General features: G+C 34.3%; 41 protein-coding genes. 3 read left to right on the forward strand and 38 right to left on the reverse strand.

Annotated elements, in window-relative coordinates; translation table 11 throughout:
* Positions 1-19: 19 nt before the first annotated feature.
* From LIV57_RS06675 to LIV57_RS06705, 7 genes are all read right to left on the reverse strand, one after another.
* Positions 20-547 carry a hypothetical protein gene (locus tag LIV57_RS06675; protein WP_227941974.1) on the reverse strand — a complete coding sequence of 176 codons (528 nt, stop codon included), beginning with the start codon at positions 545-547 and terminating at the stop codon, positions 20-22.
* A 2-nt stretch (positions 548-549) separates the two neighbouring features.
* Positions 550-1,677, reverse strand: a complete 1,128-nt coding sequence (locus LIV57_RS06680; protein ID WP_227941975.1) for a hypothetical protein — start codon at positions 1,675-1,677, stop codon at positions 550-552.
* Positions 1,678-1,690: 13 nt separating this feature from the next.
* Positions 1,691-2,116: a hypothetical protein gene (locus LIV57_RS06685; RefSeq protein ID WP_227941976.1), complete on the reverse strand. Its 426-nt coding sequence runs from the start codon at positions 2,114-2,116 to the stop codon at positions 1,691-1,693.
* 10 nt (positions 2,117-2,126) lie between these two features.
* The gene (locus LIV57_RS06690; protein ID WP_227941977.1) at positions 2,127-2,990 is read right to left on the reverse strand and encodes a hypothetical protein; all 864 of its coding nucleotides are present in this window, start codon (positions 2,988-2,990) and stop codon (positions 2,127-2,129) included.
* A gap of 254 nt (positions 2,991-3,244) precedes the next feature.
* A complete protein-coding gene (locus LIV57_RS06695) occupies positions 3,245-4,126 on the reverse strand; it encodes a hypothetical protein (RefSeq protein WP_227941978.1) in 882 nt (293 codons plus the stop codon).
* 32 nt (positions 4,127-4,158) lie between these two features.
* A complete protein-coding gene (locus tag LIV57_RS06700; protein WP_227941979.1) occupies positions 4,159-4,602 on the reverse strand; it encodes a hypothetical protein in 444 nt (147 codons plus the stop codon).
* Complete coding sequence (locus LIV57_RS06705; protein ID WP_227941980.1) at positions 4,580-6,271, reverse strand: hypothetical protein; 1,692 nt, start codon at positions 6,269-6,271, stop codon at positions 4,580-4,582. Before LIV57_RS06705 ends, LIV57_RS06700 begins: the two co-directional genes overlap by 23 nt.
* A gap of 119 nt (positions 6,272-6,390) precedes the next feature.
* Here LIV57_RS06705 and LIV57_RS06710 point away from each other — a divergent pair, with 119 nt between their 5' ends.
* Positions 6,391-6,912: a hypothetical protein gene (locus LIV57_RS06710; RefSeq protein ID WP_227941981.1), complete on the forward strand. Its 522-nt coding sequence runs from the start codon at positions 6,391-6,393 to the stop codon at positions 6,910-6,912.
* On the opposite strand, the gene LIV57_RS06715 is transcribed toward LIV57_RS06710, so the two are convergent.
* The 7 genes from LIV57_RS06715 to LIV57_RS06745 form a co-directional block, all read right to left on the reverse strand.
* Positions 6,909-8,198 carry a hypothetical protein gene (locus LIV57_RS06715; protein ID WP_227941982.1) on the reverse strand — a complete coding sequence of 430 codons (1,290 nt, stop codon included), beginning with the start codon at positions 8,196-8,198 and terminating at the stop codon, positions 6,909-6,911. The genes LIV57_RS06710 and LIV57_RS06715 overlap by 4 nt on opposite strands.
* Entirely contained in the window at positions 8,173-8,742 is a 570-nt protein-coding gene (locus tag LIV57_RS06720) for a DNA-packaging protein (RefSeq protein WP_227941983.1), read from the reverse strand. Before LIV57_RS06720 ends, LIV57_RS06715 begins: the two co-directional genes overlap by 26 nt.
* Positions 8,726-8,908 carry a hypothetical protein gene (locus tag LIV57_RS06725; protein ID WP_227941984.1) on the reverse strand — a complete coding sequence of 61 codons (183 nt, stop codon included), beginning with the start codon at positions 8,906-8,908 and terminating at the stop codon, positions 8,726-8,728. The genes LIV57_RS06720 and LIV57_RS06725 overlap by 17 nt, the downstream gene beginning before the upstream one ends.
* Before the next feature lies 1 nt (position 8,909).
* A complete protein-coding gene (locus LIV57_RS06730) occupies positions 8,910-9,488 on the reverse strand; it encodes an NUMOD4 domain-containing protein (protein WP_227941985.1) in 579 nt (192 codons plus the stop codon).
* 11 nt (positions 9,489-9,499) lie between these two features.
* Positions 9,500-9,688: a hypothetical protein gene (locus LIV57_RS06735; protein ID WP_227941986.1), complete on the reverse strand. Its 189-nt coding sequence runs from the start codon at positions 9,686-9,688 to the stop codon at positions 9,500-9,502.
* A gap of 602 nt (positions 9,689-10,290) precedes the next feature.
* Entirely contained in the window at positions 10,291-10,530 is a 240-nt protein-coding gene (locus LIV57_RS06740) for a hypothetical protein (RefSeq protein ID WP_227941987.1), read from the reverse strand.
* 109 nt (positions 10,531-10,639) lie between these two features.
* Positions 10,640-11,191: a recombination protein NinG gene (locus LIV57_RS06745; RefSeq protein ID WP_227941988.1), complete on the reverse strand. Its 552-nt coding sequence runs from the start codon at positions 11,189-11,191 to the stop codon at positions 10,640-10,642.
* Positions 11,192-11,393: 202 nt separating this feature from the next.
* Between LIV57_RS06745 and LIV57_RS06750 the strand changes: the two genes are divergently transcribed.
* Entirely contained in the window at positions 11,394-11,855 is a 462-nt protein-coding gene (locus LIV57_RS06750; RefSeq protein ID WP_227941989.1) for a hypothetical protein, read from the forward strand.
* A gap of 231 nt (positions 11,856-12,086) precedes the next feature.
* On the opposite strand, the gene LIV57_RS06755 is transcribed toward LIV57_RS06750, so the two are convergent.
* From LIV57_RS06755 to LIV57_RS06820, 14 genes are all read right to left on the reverse strand, one after another.
* Positions 12,087-12,296 (reverse strand): hypothetical protein, encoded by a 210-nt coding sequence (locus LIV57_RS06755; RefSeq protein WP_227941990.1) that lies wholly within the window; start codon positions 12,294-12,296, stop codon positions 12,087-12,089.
* Positions 12,297-12,481: 185 nt separating this feature from the next.
* The gene (locus tag LIV57_RS06760; RefSeq protein ID WP_227941991.1) at positions 12,482-12,712 is read right to left on the reverse strand and encodes a hypothetical protein; all 231 of its coding nucleotides are present in this window, start codon (positions 12,710-12,712) and stop codon (positions 12,482-12,484) included.
* Between the two features lie 2 nt (positions 12,713-12,714).
* Positions 12,715-13,128 (reverse strand): hypothetical protein, encoded by a 414-nt coding sequence (locus LIV57_RS06765; protein ID WP_227941992.1) that lies wholly within the window; start codon positions 13,126-13,128, stop codon positions 12,715-12,717.
* On the reverse strand, positions 13,125-13,352 hold the full coding sequence (locus tag LIV57_RS06770; RefSeq protein ID WP_227941993.1) for a hypothetical protein: 228 nt from the start codon (positions 13,350-13,352) through the stop codon (positions 13,125-13,127). The genes LIV57_RS06765 and LIV57_RS06770 overlap by 4 nt, the downstream gene beginning before the upstream one ends.
* Positions 13,349-13,705: a hypothetical protein gene (locus LIV57_RS06775; protein ID WP_227941994.1), complete on the reverse strand. Its 357-nt coding sequence runs from the start codon at positions 13,703-13,705 to the stop codon at positions 13,349-13,351. The genes LIV57_RS06770 and LIV57_RS06775 overlap by 4 nt, the downstream gene beginning before the upstream one ends.
* Positions 13,706-13,751: 46 nt before the next feature.
* Positions 13,752-14,015 (reverse strand): hypothetical protein, encoded by a 264-nt coding sequence (locus LIV57_RS06780; protein WP_227941995.1) that lies wholly within the window; start codon positions 14,013-14,015, stop codon positions 13,752-13,754.
* A 19-nt stretch (positions 14,016-14,034) separates the two neighbouring features.
* Complete coding sequence (locus LIV57_RS06785; protein ID WP_227941996.1) at positions 14,035-14,346, reverse strand: hypothetical protein; 312 nt, start codon at positions 14,344-14,346, stop codon at positions 14,035-14,037.
* Positions 14,343-14,591 carry a hypothetical protein gene (locus tag LIV57_RS06790; protein WP_227941997.1) on the reverse strand — a complete coding sequence of 83 codons (249 nt, stop codon included), beginning with the start codon at positions 14,589-14,591 and terminating at the stop codon, positions 14,343-14,345. Before LIV57_RS06790 ends, LIV57_RS06785 begins: the two co-directional genes overlap by 4 nt.
* Entirely contained in the window at positions 14,588-14,845 is a 258-nt protein-coding gene (locus LIV57_RS06795; protein WP_227941998.1) for a hypothetical protein, read from the reverse strand. Before LIV57_RS06795 ends, LIV57_RS06790 begins: the two co-directional genes overlap by 4 nt.
* Complete coding sequence (locus tag LIV57_RS06800; protein WP_227941999.1) at positions 14,842-15,096, reverse strand: hypothetical protein; 255 nt, start codon at positions 15,094-15,096, stop codon at positions 14,842-14,844. The genes LIV57_RS06795 and LIV57_RS06800 overlap by 4 nt, the downstream gene beginning before the upstream one ends.
* Before the next feature lie 114 nt (positions 15,097-15,210).
* A complete protein-coding gene (locus tag LIV57_RS06805; RefSeq protein WP_227942000.1) occupies positions 15,211-15,459 on the reverse strand; it encodes a hypothetical protein in 249 nt (82 codons plus the stop codon).
* A gap of 8 nt (positions 15,460-15,467) precedes the next feature.
* Positions 15,468-15,857 carry a YopX family protein gene (locus tag LIV57_RS06810; RefSeq protein ID WP_227942001.1) on the reverse strand — a complete coding sequence of 130 codons (390 nt, stop codon included), beginning with the start codon at positions 15,855-15,857 and terminating at the stop codon, positions 15,468-15,470.
* 10 nt (positions 15,858-15,867) lie between these two features.
* A complete protein-coding gene (locus tag LIV57_RS06815; RefSeq protein ID WP_227942002.1) occupies positions 15,868-16,173 on the reverse strand; it encodes a DUF551 domain-containing protein in 306 nt (101 codons plus the stop codon).
* Between the two features lie 89 nt (positions 16,174-16,262).
* Positions 16,263-16,688 carry a hypothetical protein gene (locus tag LIV57_RS06820; protein ID WP_227942003.1) on the reverse strand — a complete coding sequence of 142 codons (426 nt, stop codon included), beginning with the start codon at positions 16,686-16,688 and terminating at the stop codon, positions 16,263-16,265.
* A 102-nt stretch (positions 16,689-16,790) separates the two neighbouring features.
* Here LIV57_RS06820 and LIV57_RS06825 point away from each other — a divergent pair, with 102 nt between their 5' ends.
* Complete coding sequence (locus LIV57_RS06825; protein WP_227942004.1) at positions 16,791-17,003, forward strand: hypothetical protein; 213 nt, start codon at positions 16,791-16,793, stop codon at positions 17,001-17,003.
* A 71-nt stretch (positions 17,004-17,074) separates the two neighbouring features.
* On the opposite strand, the gene LIV57_RS06830 is transcribed toward LIV57_RS06825, so the two are convergent.
* From LIV57_RS06830 to LIV57_RS06875, 10 genes are all read right to left on the reverse strand, one after another.
* Positions 17,075-17,347, reverse strand: coding sequence for a helix-turn-helix domain-containing protein (locus LIV57_RS06830; RefSeq protein ID WP_227942005.1), 273 nt, complete (start codon positions 17,345-17,347; stop codon positions 17,075-17,077).
* Positions 17,331-18,107 (reverse strand): hypothetical protein, encoded by a 777-nt coding sequence (locus tag LIV57_RS06835; RefSeq protein ID WP_227942006.1) that lies wholly within the window; start codon positions 18,105-18,107, stop codon positions 17,331-17,333. Before LIV57_RS06835 ends, LIV57_RS06830 begins: the two co-directional genes overlap by 17 nt.
* Complete coding sequence (locus LIV57_RS06840; RefSeq protein ID WP_227942007.1) at positions 18,082-19,002, reverse strand: DUF6291 domain-containing protein; 921 nt, start codon at positions 19,000-19,002, stop codon at positions 18,082-18,084. The genes LIV57_RS06835 and LIV57_RS06840 overlap by 26 nt, the downstream gene beginning before the upstream one ends.
* A 74-nt stretch (positions 19,003-19,076) precedes the next feature.
* Positions 19,077-19,505, reverse strand: a complete 429-nt coding sequence (locus LIV57_RS06845) for a helix-turn-helix domain-containing protein (RefSeq protein WP_227942008.1) — start codon at positions 19,503-19,505, stop codon at positions 19,077-19,079.
* Positions 19,506-19,607: 102 nt separating this feature from the next.
* Positions 19,608-20,525, reverse strand: coding sequence for a hypothetical protein (locus tag LIV57_RS06850; RefSeq protein ID WP_227942010.1), 918 nt, complete (start codon positions 20,523-20,525; stop codon positions 19,608-19,610).
* A gap of 2 nt (positions 20,526-20,527) precedes the next feature.
* Positions 20,528-21,397 carry a recombinase RecT gene (locus LIV57_RS06855; protein WP_227942011.1) on the reverse strand — a complete coding sequence of 290 codons (870 nt, stop codon included), beginning with the start codon at positions 21,395-21,397 and terminating at the stop codon, positions 20,528-20,530.
* Between the two features lie 2 nt (positions 21,398-21,399).
* Positions 21,400-21,675: a hypothetical protein gene (locus LIV57_RS06860; protein ID WP_227942012.1), complete on the reverse strand. Its 276-nt coding sequence runs from the start codon at positions 21,673-21,675 to the stop codon at positions 21,400-21,402.
* 32 nt (positions 21,676-21,707) lie between these two features.
* Complete coding sequence (locus LIV57_RS06865; protein WP_227942013.1) at positions 21,708-21,914, reverse strand: hypothetical protein; 207 nt, start codon at positions 21,912-21,914, stop codon at positions 21,708-21,710.
* Positions 21,915-21,916: 2 nt separating this feature from the next.
* A complete protein-coding gene (locus tag LIV57_RS06870) occupies positions 21,917-22,057 on the reverse strand; it encodes a hypothetical protein (RefSeq protein WP_227942014.1) in 141 nt (46 codons plus the stop codon).
* Positions 22,054-22,233 carry a hypothetical protein gene (locus LIV57_RS06875; protein ID WP_137906104.1) on the reverse strand — a complete coding sequence of 60 codons (180 nt, stop codon included), beginning with the start codon at positions 22,231-22,233 and terminating at the stop codon, positions 22,054-22,056. The genes LIV57_RS06870 and LIV57_RS06875 overlap by 4 nt, the downstream gene beginning before the upstream one ends.
* Between the last annotated feature and the right edge of the window lie 2 nt (positions 22,234-22,235).

Below are 22,235 nucleotides of genomic sequence, written 5' to 3' on the forward strand. Positions count from 1 at the left end.
ATTTTTTTTATTTTATTTTTTAACATATTGAATCAATAGAATAAGGAATCGTTTTAAGGTCAATTCGAAAACAGTAATAAGGCTGCATATTGTCGAAGTTGTAATCAAACGATTCAAAAACACTTTGGTAGTCAGTTACAATCGCGAATTCACTTGTGAAGCCTCCACTTCTATCTACAGCATTTACAACATCAGCCAAAACTTTAGAATCACATCTGCCAGGTTCATCTGGATAAATGAATTTTAGATCAAGAATGAAATAGAGTTTTACTTTTGTTTCAAACTGTATGTTATTTAATCTTTCCTGATCATCTTCAGCAGTGAAGAAAAACTTATCGCTTTCAGAAACAATTAAATTACCGCTGTATTCATTGTTGGATGTATAATGTTCGACTGTCCTTTTCTCTTGATCGTGTTCAATTACATAGCATCTTGGATACGCTTCAATATCAATACCCCATTTGCTATTCAAGATCGCATAAATCTTTTTTTGCACCTTATGAATTAAATGATCTAGACCAATTGGATTAATTCTCTCGTGTATCATTTCTATACAGATATTACTTCAACATCAAATCCTCCTTCATACCCTATCTGCGTGTCAAACGATTTCTGGATCACCTTTTTTGCTTCTTTAAGCTCGTGAAAATACCTCTTTACGGAAGTATTAGCATCCAGATCTTTAGTTTCCACAAGAAGCATGTCTTTGTTGATACCATTCTCTGTGCGATTACTTCGCTGATGTGAATTTGCAGAGAACATCAATAATGTCATGTACTCGAAACAAGCTTTCACATAAGAATTAAGATTTTGAAAATTATACTTAATGTAAGTTTCGCTGTTTAATGACACAGACACATTAAATCCAAAACCATTAGAAACATTATTGTAAGTGAAATTTGAACTTTCCGGGCTATTTCCTATTCCGGTAACCGGATAACAGATAAAACCGTCGTACTTCAATTCATCAACCCATCCAAAGTTTGACTTTACCTCACGACTATCTATTGCAAAAATCCATCTTCCAGGTTTTGAAAAAGAATAGTTGATTTCCTCAAAAAATAATTCTCCATTTTTAGGATGTAAAGTAAGTGTATCAACTAATTTTCCTTGATTTATGACATATAAGCTTATTGGATTAGTTGTAGTAGCCTGTACCGATATTTCATTCAGAGTAATGGTTATATAATCGCTTCCTTTCGATTCAAAAACCCACCCTGAATAGTTATTTGGTAAATTCACATTACTTTCTCCATTTTCATATATGTATTGAGAATTAATAAGCCTTTTAGATAGATACAGATCAGAAATAGCCTTATCTTTAACTTTTTCAATCCATGATTTAATTACTAAACTTTCCTTATTAGTCAATAACCATTTGTTTGAATTTGCATCAGGTTGCACTCCCGTTGTTCCATCTACAAGACATTGATACATCATGTCGTTAAATATTACGACATCGGCTCTGTTTCTGCTTTCGGAATAGTTATTATACGTTTTCCATGATTCATATTGATTAAATTGAATATCAATTGAAGGCAGAAAATGCAGAAGATTATCTACGGTAATATATGGGTGAATACCACTGTTTAGAACTATTCCTGTTTTTGAATTCAGTATTAGTTCTTCATCTAATTTTACGTTGCTCGTGTATTCCTCTGCAAATCCTAACTTCATGATACTATATTTTTTATGCTTCTCTAGCCCAAATACCAGTTGATGATAGTACTACCCAAGCTTTTGCTCCTGTTAATCCGGTTCCAAGTATCGTCAAACTATCTCCTGTTACAGATGTGGCTTTAGTATTAATTGCCGCCTTGTTTACAGTACCATCAAGAACAACAACTGTACTTGCCAGTGTAATTGTTCCAGAAATTCCCTCGGTCGAAACAGGCGAAACTTTTAGAATGTTATTTCCAGCAGCGCCGATATTAACGAAAGTAAAAGTTAATCCTGCTTTAGAAGCTGGAAGCGTAATGGTTTTTGCATCAGTTCCTACAAGAATGATTTTTCCTGAATCATTTGCTGTAAGAGTTGTATTGTCTGTTACGACAAGCGCATAAACCTTTTCACTTTCTCCTACCTCTCCATTTGAATATGAAATATTATAATCCATTTCTCCTTTTTTAAGTTGTTAAACCTGTGATTTTTACAATGTCATTCACTCTATTGGCCAGATCACTGTTATATCTGTACACAACATAGAATCTATGCCAAATAGCCATCTCTTGGAAGTGAGTCATAATAAGATTTGAATCTTTACCAGCACTAACCATGGCAGTTGCATCCGTTGCAGCATTGTTTACATAAACATTTGCAACCATTCTTGTAAATGGTAACTCAATACCTGATGTAGACCATTTCTTACCGTCAATGACAGTTCCATTTCTGAAATCCCAAGGGAAATTCTCAATGATACCCATAGCTCCATCCCTTACGGCAAACCCGTTGAAAACAGCACTATTTGGAAGGATAGTACCTGTCTCATACAGTCTTTCCATTGTAGGGAAATTAAGAGCCTGCAGGTTTTTCTGGTTAGCCATTCCGTATTTAGCTAATTCTGACTTTTGTACGGTTAACCCAGCTCTAGAAGTTACATAACTGTAACCCCCTCCTACTTCGTTGGATTCCATAAGGGCATCGATATTGAAGAACATGGTCTCCTTTTGAGCAGCCTTGCTTACCTCTAGTGTATCGGTAGTAGTGTTGAAGTTGAATGTTCCATCTCCCTGGCTTACCTGTGTTGTAAAACCAAGTTTTTGCGTTTTTCTCGCCTCCAAATTGGTTACAAGAATAGATTCAACTCTCTTACCCATTTCATAACTGATGTTCTTCATTTTTTCTCTAAGAGCAAATTCAGCATCAACGGTATTATTACCGTACAATGCTGGATGATGTCTAAATCCTGAGAAAACATCATAAGCAACAAATGAATATTCATCTGACACTTCTTGGTTGGCTGGAATAACAAACCCAGGAGTCGATGTCACTTCGATTTCCTGATCTTTAATCACTGGAATCTTAACATTTCTTAAAGAAGAAGATTCGCTTAATCTTTGTCTCGCAGTTGGCGAGATGTAATCTGTAAATTGTGTGCTGTCCTTAACAAGATCTAAAACGCCAAGTTGCGCAAAACGCTTCTCATTAGTCGAATTGACGTCTTGATAATCCAGCCACATTGTAGCATCTAAATTCATTTTTTTTGTTTTAATTAATTTTTAATACGTTTTGCGGTCTTTCGCGTCTAACTTTCTTTTATTTTTTTATTTAGTTCTCCGAATCGTCTAGCATATTCCGGAGACGTAACGGTTAACCCTTCTTTGGCTAATTGGGCCTCAATAAAGGCTGCCCTTTTAGCGGTGTCTTTTTTAGCTTCCTCTGGTACGTCTTCATTAAGTCCTTCGATCTTAAATGATTTTGAACCCACACCCGGCACAACTCTTTCTCCCGTGATACTTTTCAATTCAGAATCACTATTGACCAGGTCTGAAAGCTTTACATTTTTATAATGGTTTTCTTTGTCTACAGCAATATACTCCCCATCAACTATTTCAATACTGTATTTATCCTGAACTCTTTTTTGGAAATCATCCCATTTTGCTTTCACTTCATATTGATTAGCCTCTTTAGAAAAAGCAGGTTTAACATTGCCAAAAGCAGCCATAACCTTAAATTCAGACAACTCTTTCGATGCCGACTCGTATTTAGAAGCCTTTTCCGTTAGCTCTTCATAATTGGCTAATTGCTTCTGAGCAGCATCAAGCTTCTGCTTTGCTATTTCCAATTCAGCTTTCGTTGCGTCATCTCCCTTAAACTCTTTAATCTTTTGCTGATATTCAGATTTTAAATTCTCAATTTCAGAGGCCTTACTTTCTAAAGCAGTTGACGATATTCTCGCAACGTAATCACCGAACTTTTCGCCTTGTTGGCGTTCTACTTTAACGCCTGTTTTTTCTTGAAGATAATTAGCGGCACCAGAGAGAATTCCCTCTGCGTTATCATTGGCTTTTTTATCCCACTCTTTTTTCTGATCTGAAAAATAGTCTGTAAGTTTCGGAGTTAATGCTGACACTTGCTCAGGAGTCAACCCAGTTTCTTTAATAACTTCTTCTGATAATATTTCCATAATCTTTTATGAATTAAAATGTTTTACTTCTGTTATTCCTCTTTCGGTTCTGGTGATTCTGTAACTTTTTTTCTTCCAACAGATAATCCCGGCTTATACTCTTTTGGCTCTGGCTGATTCTGTAATAATGACTCTAGTTTTTCTTCCAGATCTTTAATTCTTTTTTGTTCAGGCGTCAACTCTTTCTCTGGTACTTCCAAATACTTCTTTATGTCGTTTTCGTATTCTGATACGTCTTCAATCTCCTTATATCTATTTGGCGATTGAACAGATTCATTGTCGTTTGCTTCATCCAGATTGTAAGCTTTTTCAACCTTAACTGAAGACACGCCGTTAGCAATTAGATGCTTCATAAAGTTCATGTACTCCAATGTATCATATTGTATAGAAATCCCTTCGTTTCTTGTTACTACATTTCCCTTAGAGTCATACATCTGCTTACCGTAGTATAGCCTAAGCTTTAATTGTACTCTCATTTTGAATTATATTTTTGATTAAATTATTTATGCGGATTATCTTTTCGCTATCCTTCATTTCTCCCAATCCTTCGTAGAATTCTTCTATCTGCCCGTATTCTGCCTCAAAAAGAGAAATCCAGTATTCAAACCTTGTGTAGAATTCGAAAGTTATTGGATCAATATCCCTTTTTAGCGCTGTCTCAAAGTCTTTATCTGATATGTAAGGAATCAATGTATAGAGAATGACATCTCTTTTAGCCTGCTGGAGATTATGTTTATTTCTGTTTTGAGAAATTCTTTTGAGAATCTTTCTGCGCTCAATAGCATTCGGCGCTTTATCGAATGAATTAAAAAGGTCATCTAGAGTTTCAATAAAAAAGTCAGTTCCAAAAAAAACTTCAACAGTTATATTATCCCTACCATGCAATAAAGCCAATGTTTTAAAGTCAGAAAGTTGCTTAATTCTGCTTAATTCGTTTGACATCCATCTTAACCTGTCTTCTTTTCCGTTGTAGCCTTTTTCTACCTGTAATTCATTTTTGGCGGCTTCATTTTGCTCTTTGTAGTCTCCGATTAAAGACGAATTAATTCTATTTTCAATATCCTTTATTCTGTCGTCTATATAAGCCAGAGCCTCGATTGGCATGTAATGAAATTGGAAGTAGTTCTGAACTACATCCATATTTATGTTTCCGTCAGCATCTGAAGGTGGTGTAACTTTTATGATTGTACCAGCTTGTAGCTGACTTTCGGACGAAGGAACCGGGTAAATATCTTTATCTGAATTTGACCCAAGTATAGTTGGTGACATTGGCTCTTTTGACAATCCTTTCTTCAGTTCGCCTGCGGCTTTCGTTTCTTTGGAGTTTAATTGTACCGCTACAGGTATAGCCCCGTTAGGCTCAGTCATCCTTTGAAGCGTCTTTAAAAAAACATATTCTTCAAGATCAGCAATTACATATGAGAAAATAGACTTCTTAACTACATTATTTGTAGTGAACATATTTTCACTTGAAATCCAATCCGCCGGGCATTCGCCGAGATCATGCACACTCTGACTGACTAAGTTAAAATCCCTATCAAAGAATAAATACTGCTCTTTATCCAGATATGTGTAGCCATATATTTTTCCATTTTCAGTATCTAAATAAGAGTTATAGGCGATCTTATTGATCTTGTCCTTATCACAGTCAACTGAAACTATTGAAGTAATGGGGATCACTTCTCGGTATTCGTAATCCGTTGTGCTAACATCCTGGGCAACTATGCCGTTGTGATTAAAAAGGATAGCATTGAATAACTCTTCATCAAATTCTTTAGAATTGAGATCTGAATGACATGTTTCTACCTTACCCCGTAATGTATATTTGAAAATAGAGTCTTCGGCATGGAATACTCTTCTTAGTTTAGGCTTCACATCTTCGTTCACGATCTTTGCTGATGGTAGCGGATGTCTTAAGTATTTATAAAATGAAAGGAAATTATCTGTTTTGAAAACTGACTTAACCCAATTTAGAAATTTATTATCAGTTGCATATCGTCTGTTTGCCCAAGTAGTAAGGTATTCTATTGTTATTTCAGACTGTAGTTCCGATTGTACCAAATACGAAATATCCTTATGCTGCTGTTTAGCCTTAAGGAGATTATCGTGGTTTACTTTCTTTTTTATGAACTCAGCCGGGCCCAATGCAATGTGTTTTAATTAAATACACTACAAACTTAACCCTGCTGTAATTATGACTTGATGAGTGTTGTTTTGTTTATTTAAAGATTATTGTTTATTTTAGAATTAAACAATATTGAAACATGAATACTAAATTCAATAAATTAAAAGAGAAACAATTTCTTAGATTGTCAAAGATTGGATTTGACATCCTACAATTAAACAAAGAGTTAGATCAGCTAAATTTGAATAATAACATCGATGGATTAAAAAATTATATATGGAGAAAATTAAATTCTCTAGTAAATAAACATCAAGGGAATAATCAAAAACTAACTGAGGTCTATTTTGAAATGTTAATGTTTTCTGATCCTAAGGAAAAGACAAGGGATAAATATATTAAAACATTATACTATGATTCTCTGATTAAATCCACCTACGAATCTACCAACATGATTGATTATGAAATCGTTATCATAAGCAAGAAAAACGATAAAATTTGCAAACGATGTCGAGATGATGATAACAAAAAGTATAATTTTGAGTATGCTTTAAATAACCAATTACTTCCACATGAAGATTGCACATGCGAGCATGGATGCACTTGCACATTAGGTTTTGTGCCTAAAAGAGATAAAAACGGTCGGTTAATTTTCAATGATTAATTTCTTTCCGATTCCACTGTATAAGATTGATTCCATGCCATATGTCCATATCTTACAGCGTCCCAGAAATGGTTGAACTTGTCGATAGGCTGATTAACTTTCACGCCATTTATCTCCATTAGTCTATAGTTTTGCGCTTCTTCTCTAACATGTTTATATAGGTGATTCTTTACCACGTTAATTCGCTTCCCTTTCATTGATAAAAGCCAGTACATTACTGACTTTGTCTTAGATACTTTATGTGCCTCATAGCCCAACATCATTAAATCCCTAACCATCTTTATCGTCCCTTTTGATTCTGATACATACTTATCTGAAGAATCGCAAATCAAAGCAACTTCTCTTTCAACTCCTATTGAAACAAACGCAGCGTCCAAAAGCTCTGCTGTTTCAATAGGTTCATAAATTAATAGCTCTGCAAAGATGTCTGTAGATGTTTCTGAATACTTAACTGTAGCATTTGGATCCGTTGTAAATCCAAAGTCATTGGTGTAGATATATCCAATGTCTGATGGAAATTCATCTATGTAATTTATATTTCTGAAAAGAACATCTTTCAATGCTCCGGTCATGCCCCTTGCGTAAACCTTCCAAAGATCATCATCCTGTATATTTTCGGTTCTGAAATGATCTTGGTAAGATAGAAAAGGATTATGGCGATGGTCTGTAATTATTAATTTTACCGATGCGCTTAAGTCATTTGAATACTTATCTGTTCCGATTAATTTTTGATGTGCCCAAAACTCTGCAGTAGGATTATAATCAATAATGGTTTTAATTCTGGTTCTTTTTGCCATTTGCCAGAATATAAGCCAATCAATACCATTAGCTTCATTTGCTAAAAGATATTGTCTCTTTCCTTGTTTTGCATCTTGCTCATCAATTGCAGATACAAACTCAACAATCCATCCTGTGGTAAACTCAACCGTCCTATCTGTTTCATTCCATCTTTTGATGTAGCTAGGTAAAGATGGAGAATTGTTTACAATATTTTTAAAATGTCGATACGCACCCTTTTTCAAATTGGGTATTGTTGCCCCAAGAACTGTAATAATCGGATCTACTTTTGGAGGTGGTTCATTAATAGCAATATAACAGAAGAACTGTATAACTCCATATGTTTTACCGCTATCTGTTCCCCCTTGCAGAATATCTATATCTGCATCTGAGTTTAGTAGTTCCGTGAAAATAACCCCACACTGTGCATTTCCTGTGAACTTACCTGTTTTATAGTCGTATGTTGGCGACTCAGCAAATAAATTAACCTTCTCTATTAGTGTTGACATCTGATTCAGAATTTACAATTGGAGCTCCGGTATTCCTAACTTCAACTACCATTCTATTATTCAGATCCTTGCCGTTAGTTGTTATGTCCTGCTTATCTGCCCATCCCATATTTTTAAGTGCAAATACTACTCCCGCGACTTTATCACTCCATAAACCTTTTTCATAATTATTTTCAACAAACAAGAGTGCTTTTTTTATCATGTAAGAAAACGGATCTTTTTTTGCGTAATCATAAAGAGATTGACGGCTTTCAAAACCTAGATAAATAGCTAATCCGGTAATACTAGGTTCCTCCGGATGACGAACCCATATTTTTACTGGTTCATCTTCAGTTGTAGTAACAGCGTCTTTCCCTTTTCCTGTAGTTCTACTCGTGATTTTACGCTCAATGATGTAATCACCTTTAATCCATTCAAAATATTCTATTAGCTTATTCGCTAAAGACTCTTCATCTTCATACTTAGCCGGACGCCCAAAAGGATTACCCTCTGAAAATTTACCATCAGAAGTCCTACCTTCATTTATATCATTTCCTTTTTTCATTCTTCCAGTTTTCTAAATCAGCATGATAAACTCTTCTTTTAGTGTCTATAGGCTGATATGTTCTTTTACCATGCAAATCTCCTTCGATTCTTTTCTCTCTTTCTTTAGAAAGCAAATATTCTCCGAATGTTACCAAGTCTTTTTCCGTATATGTTTGATTTTCCATATTAAATATCTTTCCAGGTTTTATTATTTACTATTTTTTGAATGCAACCTATCGACACATTGTAGTTGTTTTTTAGATCAATACATTTTACGCCTTCAGCTCTCATTCGTCTAATATTTTTAACGTCTTCTTTTGAAAGAATTGCCATTGCGTTATTTTCGTTCTTGTTTAGACTCTTTGGGTAGCAACCTCTATTTACTGCAGCAATTATACTTTCTCTTTTGCTAGTCCACTCAATATTATCAAGCACGTCTAATTTCTTATCTCCGTTCTTGTATTTGATAACTTCGTTCTCTTGTGGATACCTTAAGAATTCTGAAGCTAGCAACCTTCCACACAATTCTATTTTTTGTCTTCCTCTATTGTCAGTAAGTACCACATGAAATCTATTGTTTAGAAAAGACTTTTTAAGTATTACCGGAGTTTTTTTTATAGTACTCTTTACTCTGCCGTAATTAGAAACTAAGTATCTATCAGGATAGTTTTTTAACTCTCTCCACTCCTCACCAGGTAGATCTTCCTTAATTCTACTCATTGAGTATTTCGCCTTCACCGCACTCCCTGTCACTCCCTCTGCCATAGAAAATTAGTTTATAGTTTACCTTTAAGGTTTTCTTCTATTTCATCCATTTTAGTTCCATATGCATGAGCAGAAACTTCTACCCGAAATCTAACCTTTCCATTCTTATGCTTTCTAGCTTGCAATAAGTACATCTGAGAATCAATAGTCCCCACAGACAATGTTTCCCAATTACTCCAGTTATTTTTAAATAATCCCATACTCCCTAAATTAAAACCTCCTATCTGTATTTATTATTCCAGCAATTACGCCCAGTACTAAGGCTACAAACGCTAAAATACTCTTAAGCACTACATGCCATAAAGCACAGTTTAAACTTCCAGAAATAAAAGCGCCAACCAAGTAGAAAACTATAATTACGCTTACGAAACCTATTAAAAATCTTATCATATTCTAATAATTAAAAACCCCGCTACCTATTACAGCAGCGGGACACCAAATCACAAAATATTAATATGAAAAAAATAGTTCCTACTGCATTAAATCAATCTAAAAAGAACAGGCAGGATTCGATACCTGCACGATGGTTGGCGCCCCATCTGTTAACCCACGGTTTCATGTTTTCACATTCACACTTAGCGTCTATCTTCCGCCACTGTTCTTTATTGTGATTCCTGAGGGATCGAACCTCTTAATATGACTTATGTACACTTGATCATATTAACATCACCTAAAAAAGAATCTACTTCACTAGATTTCAATTCTTATTTTATAGATTGTGGAACCGTTTTGCTGATGCTCCGGACTCGAACCGGATTTCCAACTTTTACGCTGGCGCATTACCTATATGCTAGCATCACGTTTATTTTTCTACAACTTCTTTTAGAATCAGCTCATATTGAACTACCATCATTTCGCTTTTGTCATTAGAGTCTAAATTATAATCGCCTCTGTGATGCCCGACAATCATTTTAGCTGATCCTTCATTTGGGTAAGTGATTATGTCTTTTCGTTTCTTTGGTATGTCAAAATACCTCCCAGTTGAATTTCTGCACAAAAACTTAGTTCGCTCTTTATTTGTTATTAAGAAAACATTTTCCATTTTAAATTCCTTTAAAAAAACACCAAGCACCCTCCTTCATAAACCAACTCTCCTCCCCCTCTGCACTCATCATCTGTGCTTGGTAATTCAACAACAAAAATTAATCATATCACACAACCGCTTTCTTCTTCATTTCCCTAATCTTTCCGCGGTAATACTCAATCTTTTCTTTTATCTCTGGAATTGACAGCTTAACCGGCTCATGTGGGCCTTCTAACCACTCCACAACTTCAATTCCGTACTTCTTAACAAGACCCTTCCGGTACTCAATTAAATTTCCGCCCCAATATCCATTACATTTTCTGCACTGTAGGTTGACGTTCTTTTCTTCAAAGCGTAACTCTGGGTGAGCTCCTACACTTCTATAATGACCAGCATCAGTTGGCTCATCATTCGTACAGCTTATACATTTACTTCCTTTCTGGGAAATCCGGATAAATTCATTGAATACCTTTTGGAGATCTTGTAGCCAGTCGCTTTGAGTCTTTAATTTCTCCTTCCTGATCTTCTTCTCTTTTCTCCAAGCTTTAGCGTTTTTCTTGTCGACATCTGATTTAGCATAAGCAAGTGCGCAGGTCAAAGAACAAACTCTTTCAGTTGTCTTAAACGGCATAAAATCCTCCCCACACACTACGCACTCCTTAGGCTTTATCTCCTTCATTTCCAACTGCTTTACAGTAAATTTACGAATACTAAACTTACAAAACAACACTAAATCTAACTTTTTTTATAGTTTTTACTAACAATTTTTATTAATTAATCTAACAATACAATAATTAGTATAAATTTAACTAGTTATATTTTTATACTATTTTTAGTATATTCAGATTTATTTTGTATATTTGTTGTATAAAATAACAATCATGGATATTAAAGTAATTAGACACGACAGCAGACTTCAAGCTATTTGGATAAATACAACAGATATAAATTTAGCTACGGAAATTGCTACTGAATTTTTAAAAAGTATTGAAACAATTGATTTTCACTATGTAATAGGGACTTGCAATATTTGGAAAAAAGATAATTCGCTTATAAAAGTTGAATATCAAGGACGGTTTAAGAAAGATAGTCCATATTTCTTGGGATTACAAGAAATAGACAATCGAATGTATTCTTTAATTATCAAGAATAATCTAACAAATAAAAGCCAGACTTTTACAGATACTTTGAGTGTTATTGGTGAAAAAATACAAGGATACACCCTTAATAGAAAAAGTGAAATGACAGATTTAAAAATTGGGCAAAGCCTTAATTTTAATTACTATGATGAATTTGAAGGCGAAATTTCTGACATCGAATATACAGCAACTAGACTAAGTTAATATACTATGATTTGGCAAATACTAAATATTCATACACTGCAAAGCGAGTACTTTATGAAGCTATCTGAACTAGTTCGTAAGTATGATTTTACTGAAAGCACTGTTCGCAATAAATGGTCTTCTGCAAAAACAGAATACAAAGACGAATTAGAAAGGTTTATTATAATTGATAAGTACAGAATTTCAAAGGTTAAAATAAATTAAAAAAACACCCCTGTTAATTCAGGGGCTTTATTTTGGTAGCGTGTAGCTCGTTCCGTTAAGGTGGTTAATTTTGACTATCTTCTTTTCTTTTAAAAGCTTGGATATGTATTCATTTCTTTCTTCTAATGGCATTTTTAAAATAGGATCGATTATATTGTGATCTATGCCATTGTTACCACCTGATTTTTTAAATTCAACTTCTAAAGCTTCAAAGAATTGTCTTTCTATTTCTTCCATGGGAGTAAAGATACTAAAACAGATATAAAATTAAGTATATCACGCAGCCAATCCAAAACCAAGCAAGCGCGCCTATTATTCTCAATTCTGTATCCTTATTTCTGAACAGCATACATTCGTTAATAAATTCTTTCATAGTTCTAATTTAGTTTGGTTATTTGGTTTTGTATTGTGGGTTTCCGTAATTAATCATCTTTTAAATCAAAGAAATTATTTAAATCTGATTCGTTATTGAATTCTTTAAAATTTAGAATAACAACGTCTTCTTCCTTGAATCCACTTTTTTTTGCTATTGCTTTTCCGACAATTTTTTTATTAAAAAATTTACCATCTCTTGTTATGTATCCCCAGTTTCCATATCCTGAAACTTTATCAGTTCTTATTGAATATGAAATAAAAAAATATCTTTCTTTCATCTTTACAGTATTTCAAATATTATACATTTCTCAGGGTTTAAGGTTCTGGATTCGTAATCATTATATTCGTCTTCTTTTTCAAGGAAATCCTCAGTTTTGTGAAATTCATTTTTATTTGGCTTTTTCACCGGATTATCTCCCCAATGGTAGCCATTATTGCTGATATGAAATTTAAATTCTTCAATAGCTGATAAGTATTCTCCATTATGAGCTATTCCCATATTTTTATGTTGGAATCCCTTCGCAATATCCTCAGTAAGATCCGAACCTTTGCAGATGAGTTTTGTTGGCTCATCATTATCCGTACAAAATCTAATACCTTGCTTATTGCAGGACAACACATTTTCTAAATGATCCATATCGTCAAACTCAACAATAAGAAGTCTTTTATTCGTGGTTATCTCTAACTGTTTCATGGTTTTACTTCTTTTATATGTGCATAAATATCTGTATCAAGCGCTGAAACAATTCCTTTCTTGCCGTTTGGCACCATTAAATAATCATCTACTGGAATATTATCAATTATGAATTGAGCTTGATTTTCTTGACAGTCATTTAGAATTTCTTCTGCCTTGTCATCATCCACATCAATTTGAATTATATTAAAACAAATGAAGGGGTATTTAATTTCTATTTTCATGATTCTTTAATTTTTAGTTCTTCCCCGGTAAGGGCGAAATACAGGTTTTGAAGCTGGTGGACATAATAAAAACGGCCTATATTAGAGTCTTTGAATCCAACGTTATAAAATTTATCACTTACATTACAAGCTTGGATTAAACTTGGTAAATGAGTGTAAAATCCCCCTCCTGTATGTTTGAATCCAAACTTCAAAAGCCAGTGTTCGCTTAGTTCAATGGGTTTTAACATAGAACTTAAATATATTTCGTCTCCTTTTGTCGTCCCTTTAGGATGTATATTTTCTAACTGAATTATTTTATAATTCTCGACTTCAACAAAATTTCCTATTCTCAGTTCGTGCGGTTCTATCATGATTTATTTTTATTGTTTTAAAGTGCCACCCTAAGATGGCACGGGGTTAAACTTCGTGTTCCCAATCTTCAGTAATTGTAAAATCTTCTAATTCATCATTCCAATCACTCGCATTAGAATCATTAGCTAAATCCTGAAGTAACTCGTACAGAGGATTGCTGTCTATATTTCCATCAGATCTCAAATACTGTTCTATATCTCCGCCATCTGCATCTTTTAATAATTCAGCCTCTTCTGGCGTTACTTTTATAGTTCCGGAATATTTTACTTTTTGCCAGAACTCAACTTCTAATTCTATTTTGTTTTCCATTGTATAATTTATTTATTGGTTAAAGTTGCTTTGTTTTTATAAGTGAGTGAAGGAATTTTATTAGTTCTGGGGATTGGTCTCCTAAATAGGGACTTGAAAGATCCCACTCAGATAGTTTAAAGGCTAAAAAGTGGGTTAAGTACCTTTTATCTCCCGGTTCAAAATCTGATTGGCTTTTTACTTGTAACCAGTCTAGAACATCGTTAAGTAATACAGGAAAATTTTCTCCCCATTGTATTTTAGATCCGTCATTCATTGTGTACTCTTGCACATTAGTCAGCCTTGGCAGCTTCTCACGTATCTCCCGGGTTAGTTCTTCTAGTTCTTTCATGATTCAAAATACATTGTTTCAATTACAGATTCAGTAGATCTATAGTCTATGTCTACACCTAATTTGTCAGCAATTCTAGCTATGGATTTTTTACATTCTTCTCTAATTTCGTTAAGAATATTATCTACATCTTTATCATCAATCATATCATAACAATCTTCAAACGCAAATTGATCTAATGAAATTCCTTGATACGCAATCAATACCTTTGCAATATTTTTACATTCGTTTTTTTTCAGTTTCATGATATAAGATTTTCGGGATTAATGATTGAGTCTTTGTCATAACATTCAAATGGTCCGAATGTCGTTTGTATAGTTTCTGAATTTACATTCTCTGCTATTCTCTTCTGCTGTTCCTCCTGTACGAGATCGCAGGCTCTGAAAACATGTCGTTTTAATATTATTGGATCACAGGTGCTTTGTAAACCAGCCCAACAATCAAAACCGTTACTTTTTGCATACTGATCAAAGATCTCTTGTTTCTCTTGGTGACTCATCTTTCAAATTTTTCAAGTTTAGACAGTATTTCATCAAAAGTTTCTCTATGAACAAAAGGAATGATTTTCTGCTCACACCATTTTTCAAGTGAAACAAGCCCACGGCCATCTAATTCAGTTGGATTAAAATACCCAGCGGTAAAATTAAATGTGCCCCCTAGTTGTTTATTACCATGCCCTGTGCCTCCTTCGATGTGTAAATAATAAGGAACGGTTATACCATTTATAAAAGCTCTTTTAATATTTTTCATTGTTATATTTTTTAAAATTTGACATAAGACGGGTGCGTTCGCTGTTTTTTACGAACTGTTTTTGCACTTAAAATTGTTTTTGATTTCCCGGAAAGAATACGGTCCAGGTTCCGTTTATTTTTTCTTTGAATCGTTCATGAAGTCAACGAAACTCTGCATGTCTTTAAGCTCGTTCAGTCTCGCAATTGCAACCTCTGCATCAGCTTTTTCAAAAATCTTTTTACATTTTTTACATGTAACACTAGGTCTATACCCGGAGGAATTCCCATCTGATATATACGTTCCACAATATCCATAATCACTCCAACTATATTCATCATTTGGATTTCCAAAAGGATCATAATGTGTCTTTAATCTGCTCATGATTGTGATTATTTTAGTAGCTCCGGATTGGAGTGAATGTTGCCTAATAGCTTTCGCGAAACAACGCTATCGCCAAATAGATTATCAGGTTTTTTTCTTATGTCTTCTATGATCACTGTATAATATTTAGTTGGTGTATATCTTCCGACTTCGATAATATCGCCTTCGTAAGCATCAAATGATTGTACTTCATTATCATACGTTTGAAGATTCATGTAGAACTGCCCAACAGTTTTGGAAATAACAGCGTGAACCGCTTTAAAAGTTCCATTTTCAAAAACCTGTATACCATCTGTAAATTCAGGATCTGGCTTTTTATCTACAGATGTTTTTAATAAATTTCCAAATACCCATTCTTTGTTGTCGGATCTTTGTCCGCGGAATTTATTCTCTCTCATGATTATGTTTTTAGTTGGTTAAAAGGGATTTAATTTCCAATTCTAATTTGCTAGCTTGCCCAAATTCAGCTTTAAATCTTCCAAATTCTAACATGCACTTTGCAAGCATCTCCTTCATCTCATCCTCATAGTCTGGCTTTTCTTCTAGCCAGTATTCAATATTATCAACTGTATCGCTTCCATATTGCCACCAATTTTTATGTTCAGATACATATCCCTTTGACACATCTTCCATATCTCCCAAAATTATTACGTCGGTATTTGATTCCGGCAGCCGATCCGATACTGATACTTTAATGTATTTGCTATTTTTCATTTTGTAAAAATTAATCGTTTGAAAAACCCGGGCGACATGATGGATCAAAACGCCACCCGGAAAAACTAACCATGTGAATTTTAGATTAATCAGGCTTTTTCATAGTTGAAAAGATTCTTTTCTGGGAATTTGCCAGTTAACCTGTAATTTAAAATGTCTACCCAAGTTTTAGATCCTTGATACTTGTTGCCATTTTTATCGATAAACCATAAATCTTTATTCGCTTCAATAGCTCCTTTTATATGATCAATGTTTGTCGGTATTTCTCTGTAATCTTCATCAAATGGAACTTCTTTGTTGTAGTATATTGGAAGTTCTGATTCATCCCATTCAGACACTATTTCAAGCTCCGATTCTTCATTTGTAAGATTATGATAGTACGAAACTGTTCTATGACCTCGCGCATGATAGAAGTAGCCTAAATATGGTCTTCTATGTTTAATATCAATATGATTAATAATCAACTTAAAACCTCCTTTAGTTTTATATTCCTTACCGATCTGTATCTCTTCCATGACGTTGTAATTTTAATTGTTATCGTTTTTGCTTTTTCAAATGTACAATTATTTTTGTACAGTACAAATATTTTTGTACATTATTTTTTATATCTTTGCTGTATGACAGTTGAAGATTATTTAAAAAATCATTGTAAGGTTGACCTTTCGTACATCGCTAGTAGAATGTGGCCTACGAATAAGAACGCTGCTGCATATTTAAGCAGAAAGTTAAATAATGCTGATGGAAGATCTTTTTCTAAGAAAGATGCTATTAAGGCAATGGAGGTATTAAAAGAACTTTCAATCGAACTTAATACTTTGACTATTGAGTAAGCCTTTCTTCTTTCTTTAACTCCTTATACATTTCACCCACAGTCTTAACAGGCTTCTTTGGCTTTTGAGATTCAACAAATGACATTACTGCAGAATCTCTTTTTAAAGGCCTCATATTTTTTGATGAATTCATTTTCTTCAAACTCCTTAATTCTGGTTTTAAATTTTCGATCAAACATGGAAAGATCATTGTATTTTTTTAAGTGAAAAATAACTGTTGTATGATCTCTTCCGATCTTCATAGCAATTCTATGTAAGGACAATCCTTTTTTCCGGAGCCTGAAACAGTAGATTCTCAAATCATCAAGCATATCCGTTGGCGTTCGGTTAACTTTTGTTTTCATGGCCTTTTGATTTTATTTGTTCAGAAACCCACTCATAAACCTTGTCATTTTTCACGTGAGTTATCGCCATTGCATGTAGTCTATCAAAAGCAAATGCTATATCGTTAGTCATTGCTTTTTTCTTGTCTTCGAAATACTCTGAAAGCTGTTTTAATTCAAAAGCGTTAAATAAGACCGAATTCGGCTTTAATTTTTCTTTGGCGAGTATTTGTATCATTTTCTCTTTTATTGCGATTTTTTGACCATCTGTGTCGTTCACAAAGCTTGACAATCCTCCTTTCTTGATTGCGAATTCGTAAAACAGAAAAGCATGTTCACATTTTTCACCTTTTTTCACAGCTTCCACCAATGCATCCCAATTCTTTTTCTTTTCAGCTTTGATTTCTTCTGGTGATCTTTCCGGTTCTGGGTTTAAAATTTTCTTCAGTTGTTCTCTTCCGGCTTCCAGTTGCTTATCGTTTTGTTTGTATCGCTCGTAAGCTTTCAAAATCTTTCCGGTGGTATTGGTTGACAACATTGGCAAACACTCAATCTCATTTCCGTTCTGATCAAGCAACGTCCGTTGAATTGCCATCTTGTGAGCGTAGTAAATTTCGGTAGCTGTAAATCTAAAATCCAATACAAACAGCAACCATGTATCCATCATTTCTTTCTTCTCCTGATTTTTGTCTCTAACCTGAAAAAGGGTTAAAATATCATTTACAAGCTTTTCCTTTGTGTTGGCGGAAGAATATTTAATAGACTCCCGGGATATTTCCATTTGCAAAATCTTTGGCAATTCTTTCAGCTGCGTCTTGGATATTGTAGGTTGCTTTTTGGTTATTTGCTTGCCCGGTAGAAAAATTATTTCCTGTGGATCCTGTTTGATTATTTGATTTTCCATAAATTGGTTTTAAGTGAGGTATGACATTCCGTAGTTTGTTTTTCCAAGAAATAATTGGCTTTTTGTGACCATCTTTCCATCCTGATTCAATCCAACTGTTGTACTTTGCCCGTACAGCGAATTCGTATAGCGAAAAATCGAGTTTAAGTTCGTTTTGGTATATTTCCCTGGCTGACGTTAAGAAAGCGTCCAAATCGGGCGGTTCTGCCTTTTCTTTTTTTTGCGCAACTTTTTTTCTTTTTTCGTCTTCAGATAATTTTACTGGATCAGGTTCATCACAAAACAATTCTTCGGAATTTTCTTTTTTTAATTTTTCTTCTTTTGTTTCTTTTCCTAAAAGAATATCATTATCACTAACAGTAACACTTACATTATCACTAACAGTATCAGTATCATTATCAGCGATGTTTGCGATAAAATTATCGCAGTGCGATACTTTGCGATCTTTTGCGATCTTTTCGGCTTCTTCTAGAGATAACAATCCTGACTCATATTTTTCGTAAATCTCTGGATGCCACTTTTTTAAATTCCCAATCCTTCCGGATTCTGATTTCTTATCTAATTTCGTTTTATACTTCTTTAGATCTCTTTTCAAATGTTGCTTAACTGGCTCAAAGGCTAATTCAATTATAAAATCTTCTGTTTCCGGATTTTCATCATTGACATAACTCAAAATATGCATGAACAATTCTCCGGCTTTTTCCTTTGGTAATTTTCGAACAGAATGTATGAGATCTTTATACAGCAAAAAACCATTCTTATCTTCAGCCATATCTTATAATTTAACTTTTGTTAATTCAATTCGGTAATTACCATGCTAAAACATCACTAATGCATGGTAGTTTTTTAAAGCTTATCAATAGCTCTTTGTATTTTAAACCTCTCAACCTCCTCCGGTTTGAAAAACATTCTGTTGCCTATTTTCTGGGCTTCTATTTTACCCGTCCTGCGGTGTTGCTGAAGATTGTCGAGCTTTATATCTAAAATCTGCGCAGCCTGTCTGGTTGAAAGCAATCCGTTGTGTGGATTAATTGGCTCTGTTTTCTCTTTTTTCTGTTTTTCCAGCTCCATTGTGTACTGGCATTCTCCGGGTTTTGCAAATCTGGCTTTACGGTTAAGTGTTTTAGCGTAGATAAGTGTAGCTGTTGCGTCTATTTTACCTAATGCTATAGAAACTCTACTATTAGGAATTTTATCACCTGGCAGATAGCCTAATTCTTTACATATGCTTGATTTAATTGCCTCAATTTCGGGGTTTGGTTTTGGGTTTTTCATTGGTTTTCTTTTTGTCGGTTTCTAATCTGATTAATCTCTTTTCATTCCACTTAAATAGGCCGTTGGAGTCACGGCCTGACCAGTATCCGTCTTTTTCTTTCATTATGCTACTTTAAAAAGTTGTGAGGACATCTCAACGGTCAAATTGTTAAGTCTTTCTCTGCAAAGCTTAATTTGCTCATACAAAGCCTGAATTGCTTCTTTGGAGTATTCAAGCTCAAAGACTTTTATTCTTAACTCTTTAGGAATTTCGAAGAAATCTGTAAACCATTTTTTTTCTATTGACATGGATTCCTGACAGAATTCATCTAATCCCTGTTCGGTGTAAATCATATTGGTTACGGTTTCCACAACTAAAGGAATTCGTTCTTCTTTCACGTTCCCGTTGATGTCGTAAATTCCCTGTTTCCAATCCAACCGTCTTAATTCATCAATAATGATTTTGTTTGGAGTATCTACCAGAGCATAAACCAATTCGGCTTCTTTGATTCCGGTTAGCTCCATATAACCTTGTAATTGCCACTCATAATCCTTGTTTCCGATAACCGTTTCATACATTGGGAAAGAATCTAAAGACCAGCTGTTTTTCATATCACGAACTTTCTTCTGAACATTATCCGGCGTACCGTGAATGAATTTGTTTTTATAATACTTTTGATTCTTCAGAAACAGAGTGTTTTTAACTTCAGAGTAAAGAGTGATCGACTTTTCTTCAACGATGATTCCTTTTTCTGTAAACTTATTTGAGATCTGGCGGTCACGCTTCATGAAAAATCCTTTGTGAATATCCGCCAGATGTGTTTCTACACTTTTAGACAGTTCAGGCTTTTCTTCCTTTTTCCGGATCAGATCACCCATTTTAATAACCTGCTTATCTGTTATCTTGCCAGTCAGCATTTTTGATCTTAGTTCCGAAAGTTCTTTTTCTTGATTTACTGTTAAGGCAGGTGATACGCCAACCATCAACTTTCCTAATTGAGAGCATCTGAATAAGTGCTCATTAAAATCAACTACTTTCATAATTATGCGGTTTGAAGTTCATCTTCTCTGGCCTCGTAGTAGAACATTAGTTGTTCAGGCACGTTTTCTTTCAGTTGCTCCAACGCTTCCAATGTATCAGCTTTATCAATGAATAGTTTGATCCTATTCTCTTCTTCATTTACATTTTCAGCCTCAATGTCGATCGTATTTGAGTTATCCACATAATCGTAAGTTCCTTCTTCCTTTTGAACGCTCTGGTCTGCCAGGTGAGCAGTTTGCATTTCGATTGACATAATACCCCATTTTGAAATCATATTCTTAAGGACTGTCTTCTTTGCCATAGCGTGGAATTGTTCTTTATCATTCCATGGAGACATTGCGCCTCTACCATATGATTGAGAGTATTTTTTTGCGTGCTTTTCAATTTCGTTTCTGGACCAGTACGTCAGTTTCTCCATTCCATTATTCAGTTTGAAATATGAAGCATATCCAACTATTTCGCCTTCTCCATCTTTATTGAAATCTGCATCTAGTTCCTCGGTAAGCCTGTTAAATGATTTGAACTGGTTTTCGTAGACCTCTGTTACATTGATTGCTTTATATTGTCCGGTTCTTAATGCTAACTGAACGAATCCCTTCCATCCCATTTGAAATTGCGCTTTTCCTTTGTATGGAACAATCCACGCAAAGCCCAAATTCGGATCAATTGGAAGATCAAGAACTGCTGCTGTTGCCGCTGCATTATAAACCGTCATAGGATCCGCGTTCTGAAGTAACTTATTTCCGTTTACGATTTGAAGTACAGAAGAAATAAATCCTTGCGCTTTTTTTCCTAATAACTTTTCAAACTTTTCCTGTACGTTGGTTTGATTGAAAAGAGTTAAGGCTGATTTTTGATTTGTTGATGACATGATTAATTAATTGTTTTTGAATAGACCGCGTAAGACTTACTGCCGATCTTTTTTGATGATGTTTGATAAATTTTTTGCTTTGCTTTTAGCTCGCTGAAACGTCCGGAAATTGTATGTATCGGAACTCCCAGTATCGTTGCGATCTCTATTGTTGATTTAATCCCGTCTACTTCATTTAAAACCCTGTCCTGCATTTTAGGAATTATCACCTTAACTTGTTGGAATGCCAGCTTTGAATTAGCGTTGTTCCGCCCCCGGCTGTAGTCTTGAATATCCATATCTTCATTTTTGCTTTGGTTATTTTAATTTGTCATAATTCATTAAATTCTTTTGATTCTTTGTCAATAGAAAAATTTATAAGCTCCATATAGTCGGTCAATAATTTATGAGCATCATCTTTGTCGATGTCATTTATCAATAATTGATTATGCACTTTTTTTAATAGATCTTTTCTTTCATTAAGCACTTTAATATTATTATCAATCTTTTTTGCCTTTTCAAATGTTTCTTTAGTCATGATTATTGATTTGATTGTTTAAACTCTTTGATGAACTCGTTTAAAGCTGTTGTCTCCATTTCGGATAATGGATCATGCCCAAGGCGTTTGTGGTTTACGTAGAAAACACCGCCAACATTCTCTATTATTACTGTTACTTTCATGATAGCTTTTTTAAAGATTTAAAACTTACTGCACAATGAAGTCCTGTTTTTTCGCAGATGATTACTGCGTCGTTATGTTCTTTTTTATAGTAGTGTAGTAATCCGGTAACTTCAACTCCATCTGTCATTCCACTGTATCCGGTTCCTTTATATCTTTCTCTTAATTTTAATTCCATAA

This window comes from Chryseobacterium sp. X308, assembly GCF_020733145.1.
In the GTDB taxonomy this organism is placed as follows: Bacteria; Bacteroidota; Bacteroidia; order Flavobacteriales; family Weeksellaceae; genus Chryseobacterium; species Chryseobacterium cupriresistens.

What these genes read in the sequence shown, in the direction of transcription:
- LIV57_RS06790 (WP_227941997.1), bottom strand. Translation starts at nt 14,591, where the DNA reads ATGAAACTGAAAAAAAACGAATGTAAAAATATTGCAAAGGTATTGATT.
- LIV57_RS06805 (WP_227942000.1), bottom strand. Translation starts at nt 15,459, where the DNA reads ATGAGCAGATTAAAGACACATTATGATCCTTTTGGAAATCCAAATGAT.
- LIV57_RS06715 (WP_227941982.1), bottom strand. Translation starts at nt 8,198, where the DNA reads ATGTCAACACTAATAGAGAAGGTTAATTTATTTGCTGAGTCGCCAACA.
- LIV57_RS06815 (WP_227942002.1), bottom strand. Translation starts at nt 16,173, where the DNA reads ATGAAAAATAGCAAATACATTAAAGTATCAGTATCGGATCGGCTGCCG.
- LIV57_RS06830 (WP_227942005.1), bottom strand. Translation starts at nt 17,347, where the DNA reads ATGAAAACAAAAGTTAACCGAACGCCAACGGATATGCTTGATGATTTG.
- LIV57_RS06760 (WP_227941991.1), bottom strand. Translation starts at nt 12,712, where the DNA reads ATGAAAGAAAGATATTTTTTTATTTCATATTCAATAAGAACTGATAAA.
- LIV57_RS06875 (WP_137906104.1), bottom strand. Translation starts at nt 22,233, where the DNA reads ATGGAATTAAAATTAAGAGAAAGATATAAAGGAACCGGATACAGTGGA.
- LIV57_RS06765 (WP_227941992.1), bottom strand. Translation starts at nt 13,128, where the DNA reads ATGAAACAGTTAGAGATAACCACGAATAAAAGACTTCTTATTGTTGAG.
- LIV57_RS06680 (WP_227941975.1), bottom strand. Translation starts at nt 1,677, where the DNA reads ATGAAGTTAGGATTTGCAGAGGAATACACGAGCAACGTAAAATTAGAT.
- LIV57_RS06770 (WP_227941993.1), bottom strand. Translation starts at nt 13,352, where the DNA reads ATGAAAATAGAAATTAAATACCCCTTCATTTGTTTTAATATAATTCAA.
- LIV57_RS06845 (WP_227942008.1), bottom strand. Translation starts at nt 19,505, where the DNA reads ATGAAAAACCCAAAACCAAACCCCGAAATTGAGGCAATTAAATCAAGC.
- LIV57_RS06725 (WP_227941984.1), bottom strand. Translation starts at nt 8,908, where the DNA reads ATGGAAAATCAAACATATACGGAAAAAGACTTGGTAACATTCGGAGAA.
- LIV57_RS06785 (WP_227941996.1), bottom strand. Translation starts at nt 14,346, where the DNA reads ATGAAAGAACTAGAAGAACTAACCCGGGAGATACGTGAGAAGCTGCCA.
- LIV57_RS06870 (WP_227942014.1), bottom strand. Translation starts at nt 22,057, where the DNA reads ATGAAAGTAACAGTAATAATAGAGAATGTTGGCGGTGTTTTCTACGTA.
- LIV57_RS06775 (WP_227941994.1), bottom strand. Translation starts at nt 13,705, where the DNA reads ATGATAGAACCGCACGAACTGAGAATAGGAAATTTTGTTGAAGTCGAG.
- LIV57_RS06855 (WP_227942011.1), bottom strand. Translation starts at nt 21,397, where the DNA reads ATGTCATCAACAAATCAAAAATCAGCCTTAACTCTTTTCAATCAAACC.
- LIV57_RS06730 (WP_227941985.1), bottom strand. Translation starts at nt 9,488, where the DNA reads ATGGCAGAGGGAGTGACAGGGAGTGCGGTGAAGGCGAAATACTCAATG.
- LIV57_RS06720 (WP_227941983.1), bottom strand. Translation starts at nt 8,742, where the DNA reads ATGAAAAAAGGAAATGATATAAATGAAGGTAGGACTTCTGATGGTAAA.
- LIV57_RS06745 (WP_227941988.1), bottom strand. Translation starts at nt 11,191, where the DNA reads ATGAAGGAGATAAAGCCTAAGGAGTGCGTAGTGTGTGGGGAGGATTTT.
- LIV57_RS06865 (WP_227942013.1), bottom strand. Translation starts at nt 21,914, where the DNA reads ATGACTAAAGAAACATTTGAAAAGGCAAAAAAGATTGATAATAATATT.
- LIV57_RS06700 (WP_227941979.1), bottom strand. Translation starts at nt 4,602, where the DNA reads ATGAGAGTACAATTAAAGCTTAGGCTATACTACGGTAAGCAGATGTAT.
- LIV57_RS06695 (WP_227941978.1), bottom strand. Translation starts at nt 4,126, where the DNA reads ATGGAAATATTATCAGAAGAAGTTATTAAAGAAACTGGGTTGACTCCT.
- LIV57_RS06810 (WP_227942001.1), bottom strand. Translation starts at nt 15,857, where the DNA reads ATGAGAGAGAATAAATTCCGCGGACAAAGATCCGACAACAAAGAATGG.
- LIV57_RS06755 (WP_227941990.1), bottom strand. Translation starts at nt 12,296, where the DNA reads ATGGAAGAAATAGAAAGACAATTCTTTGAAGCTTTAGAAGTTGAATTT.
- LIV57_RS06780 (WP_227941995.1), bottom strand. Translation starts at nt 14,015, where the DNA reads ATGGAAAACAAAATAGAATTAGAAGTTGAGTTCTGGCAAAAAGTAAAA.
- LIV57_RS06820 (WP_227942003.1), bottom strand. Translation starts at nt 16,688, where the DNA reads ATGGAAGAGATACAGATCGGTAAGGAATATAAAACTAAAGGAGGTTTT.
- LIV57_RS06825 (WP_227942004.1), top strand. Translation starts at nt 16,791, where the DNA reads ATGACAGTTGAAGATTATTTAAAAAATCATTGTAAGGTTGACCTTTCG.
- LIV57_RS06835 (WP_227942006.1), bottom strand. Translation starts at nt 18,107, where the DNA reads ATGGAAATATCCCGGGAGTCTATTAAATATTCTTCCGCCAACACAAAG.
- LIV57_RS06840 (WP_227942007.1), bottom strand. Translation starts at nt 19,002, where the DNA reads ATGGCTGAAGATAAGAATGGTTTTTTGCTGTATAAAGATCTCATACAT.
- LIV57_RS06850 (WP_227942010.1), bottom strand. Translation starts at nt 20,525, where the DNA reads ATGAAAGTAGTTGATTTTAATGAGCACTTATTCAGATGCTCTCAATTA.
- LIV57_RS06685 (WP_227941976.1), bottom strand. Translation starts at nt 2,116, where the DNA reads ATGGATTATAATATTTCATATTCAAATGGAGAGGTAGGAGAAAGTGAA.
- LIV57_RS06860 (WP_227942012.1), bottom strand. Translation starts at nt 21,675, where the DNA reads ATGGATATTCAAGACTACAGCCGGGGGCGGAACAACGCTAATTCAAAG.
- LIV57_RS06795 (WP_227941998.1), bottom strand. Translation starts at nt 14,845, where the DNA reads ATGAGTCACCAAGAGAAACAAGAGATCTTTGATCAGTATGCAAAAAGT.
- LIV57_RS06710 (WP_227941981.1), top strand. Translation starts at nt 6,391, where the DNA reads ATGAATACTAAATTCAATAAATTAAAAGAGAAACAATTTCTTAGATTG.
- LIV57_RS06750 (WP_227941989.1), top strand. Translation starts at nt 11,394, where the DNA reads ATGGATATTAAAGTAATTAGACACGACAGCAGACTTCAAGCTATTTGG.
- LIV57_RS06740 (WP_227941987.1), bottom strand. Translation starts at nt 10,530, where the DNA reads ATGGAAAATGTTTTCTTAATAACAAATAAAGAGCGAACTAAGTTTTTG.
- LIV57_RS06800 (WP_227941999.1), bottom strand. Translation starts at nt 15,096, where the DNA reads ATGAAAAATATTAAAAGAGCTTTTATAAATGGTATAACCGTTCCTTAT.
- LIV57_RS06675 (WP_227941974.1), bottom strand. Translation starts at nt 547, where the DNA reads ATGATACACGAGAGAATTAATCCAATTGGTCTAGATCATTTAATTCAT.
- LIV57_RS06735 (WP_227941986.1), bottom strand. Translation starts at nt 9,688, where the DNA reads ATGGGATTATTTAAAAATAACTGGAGTAATTGGGAAACATTGTCTGTG.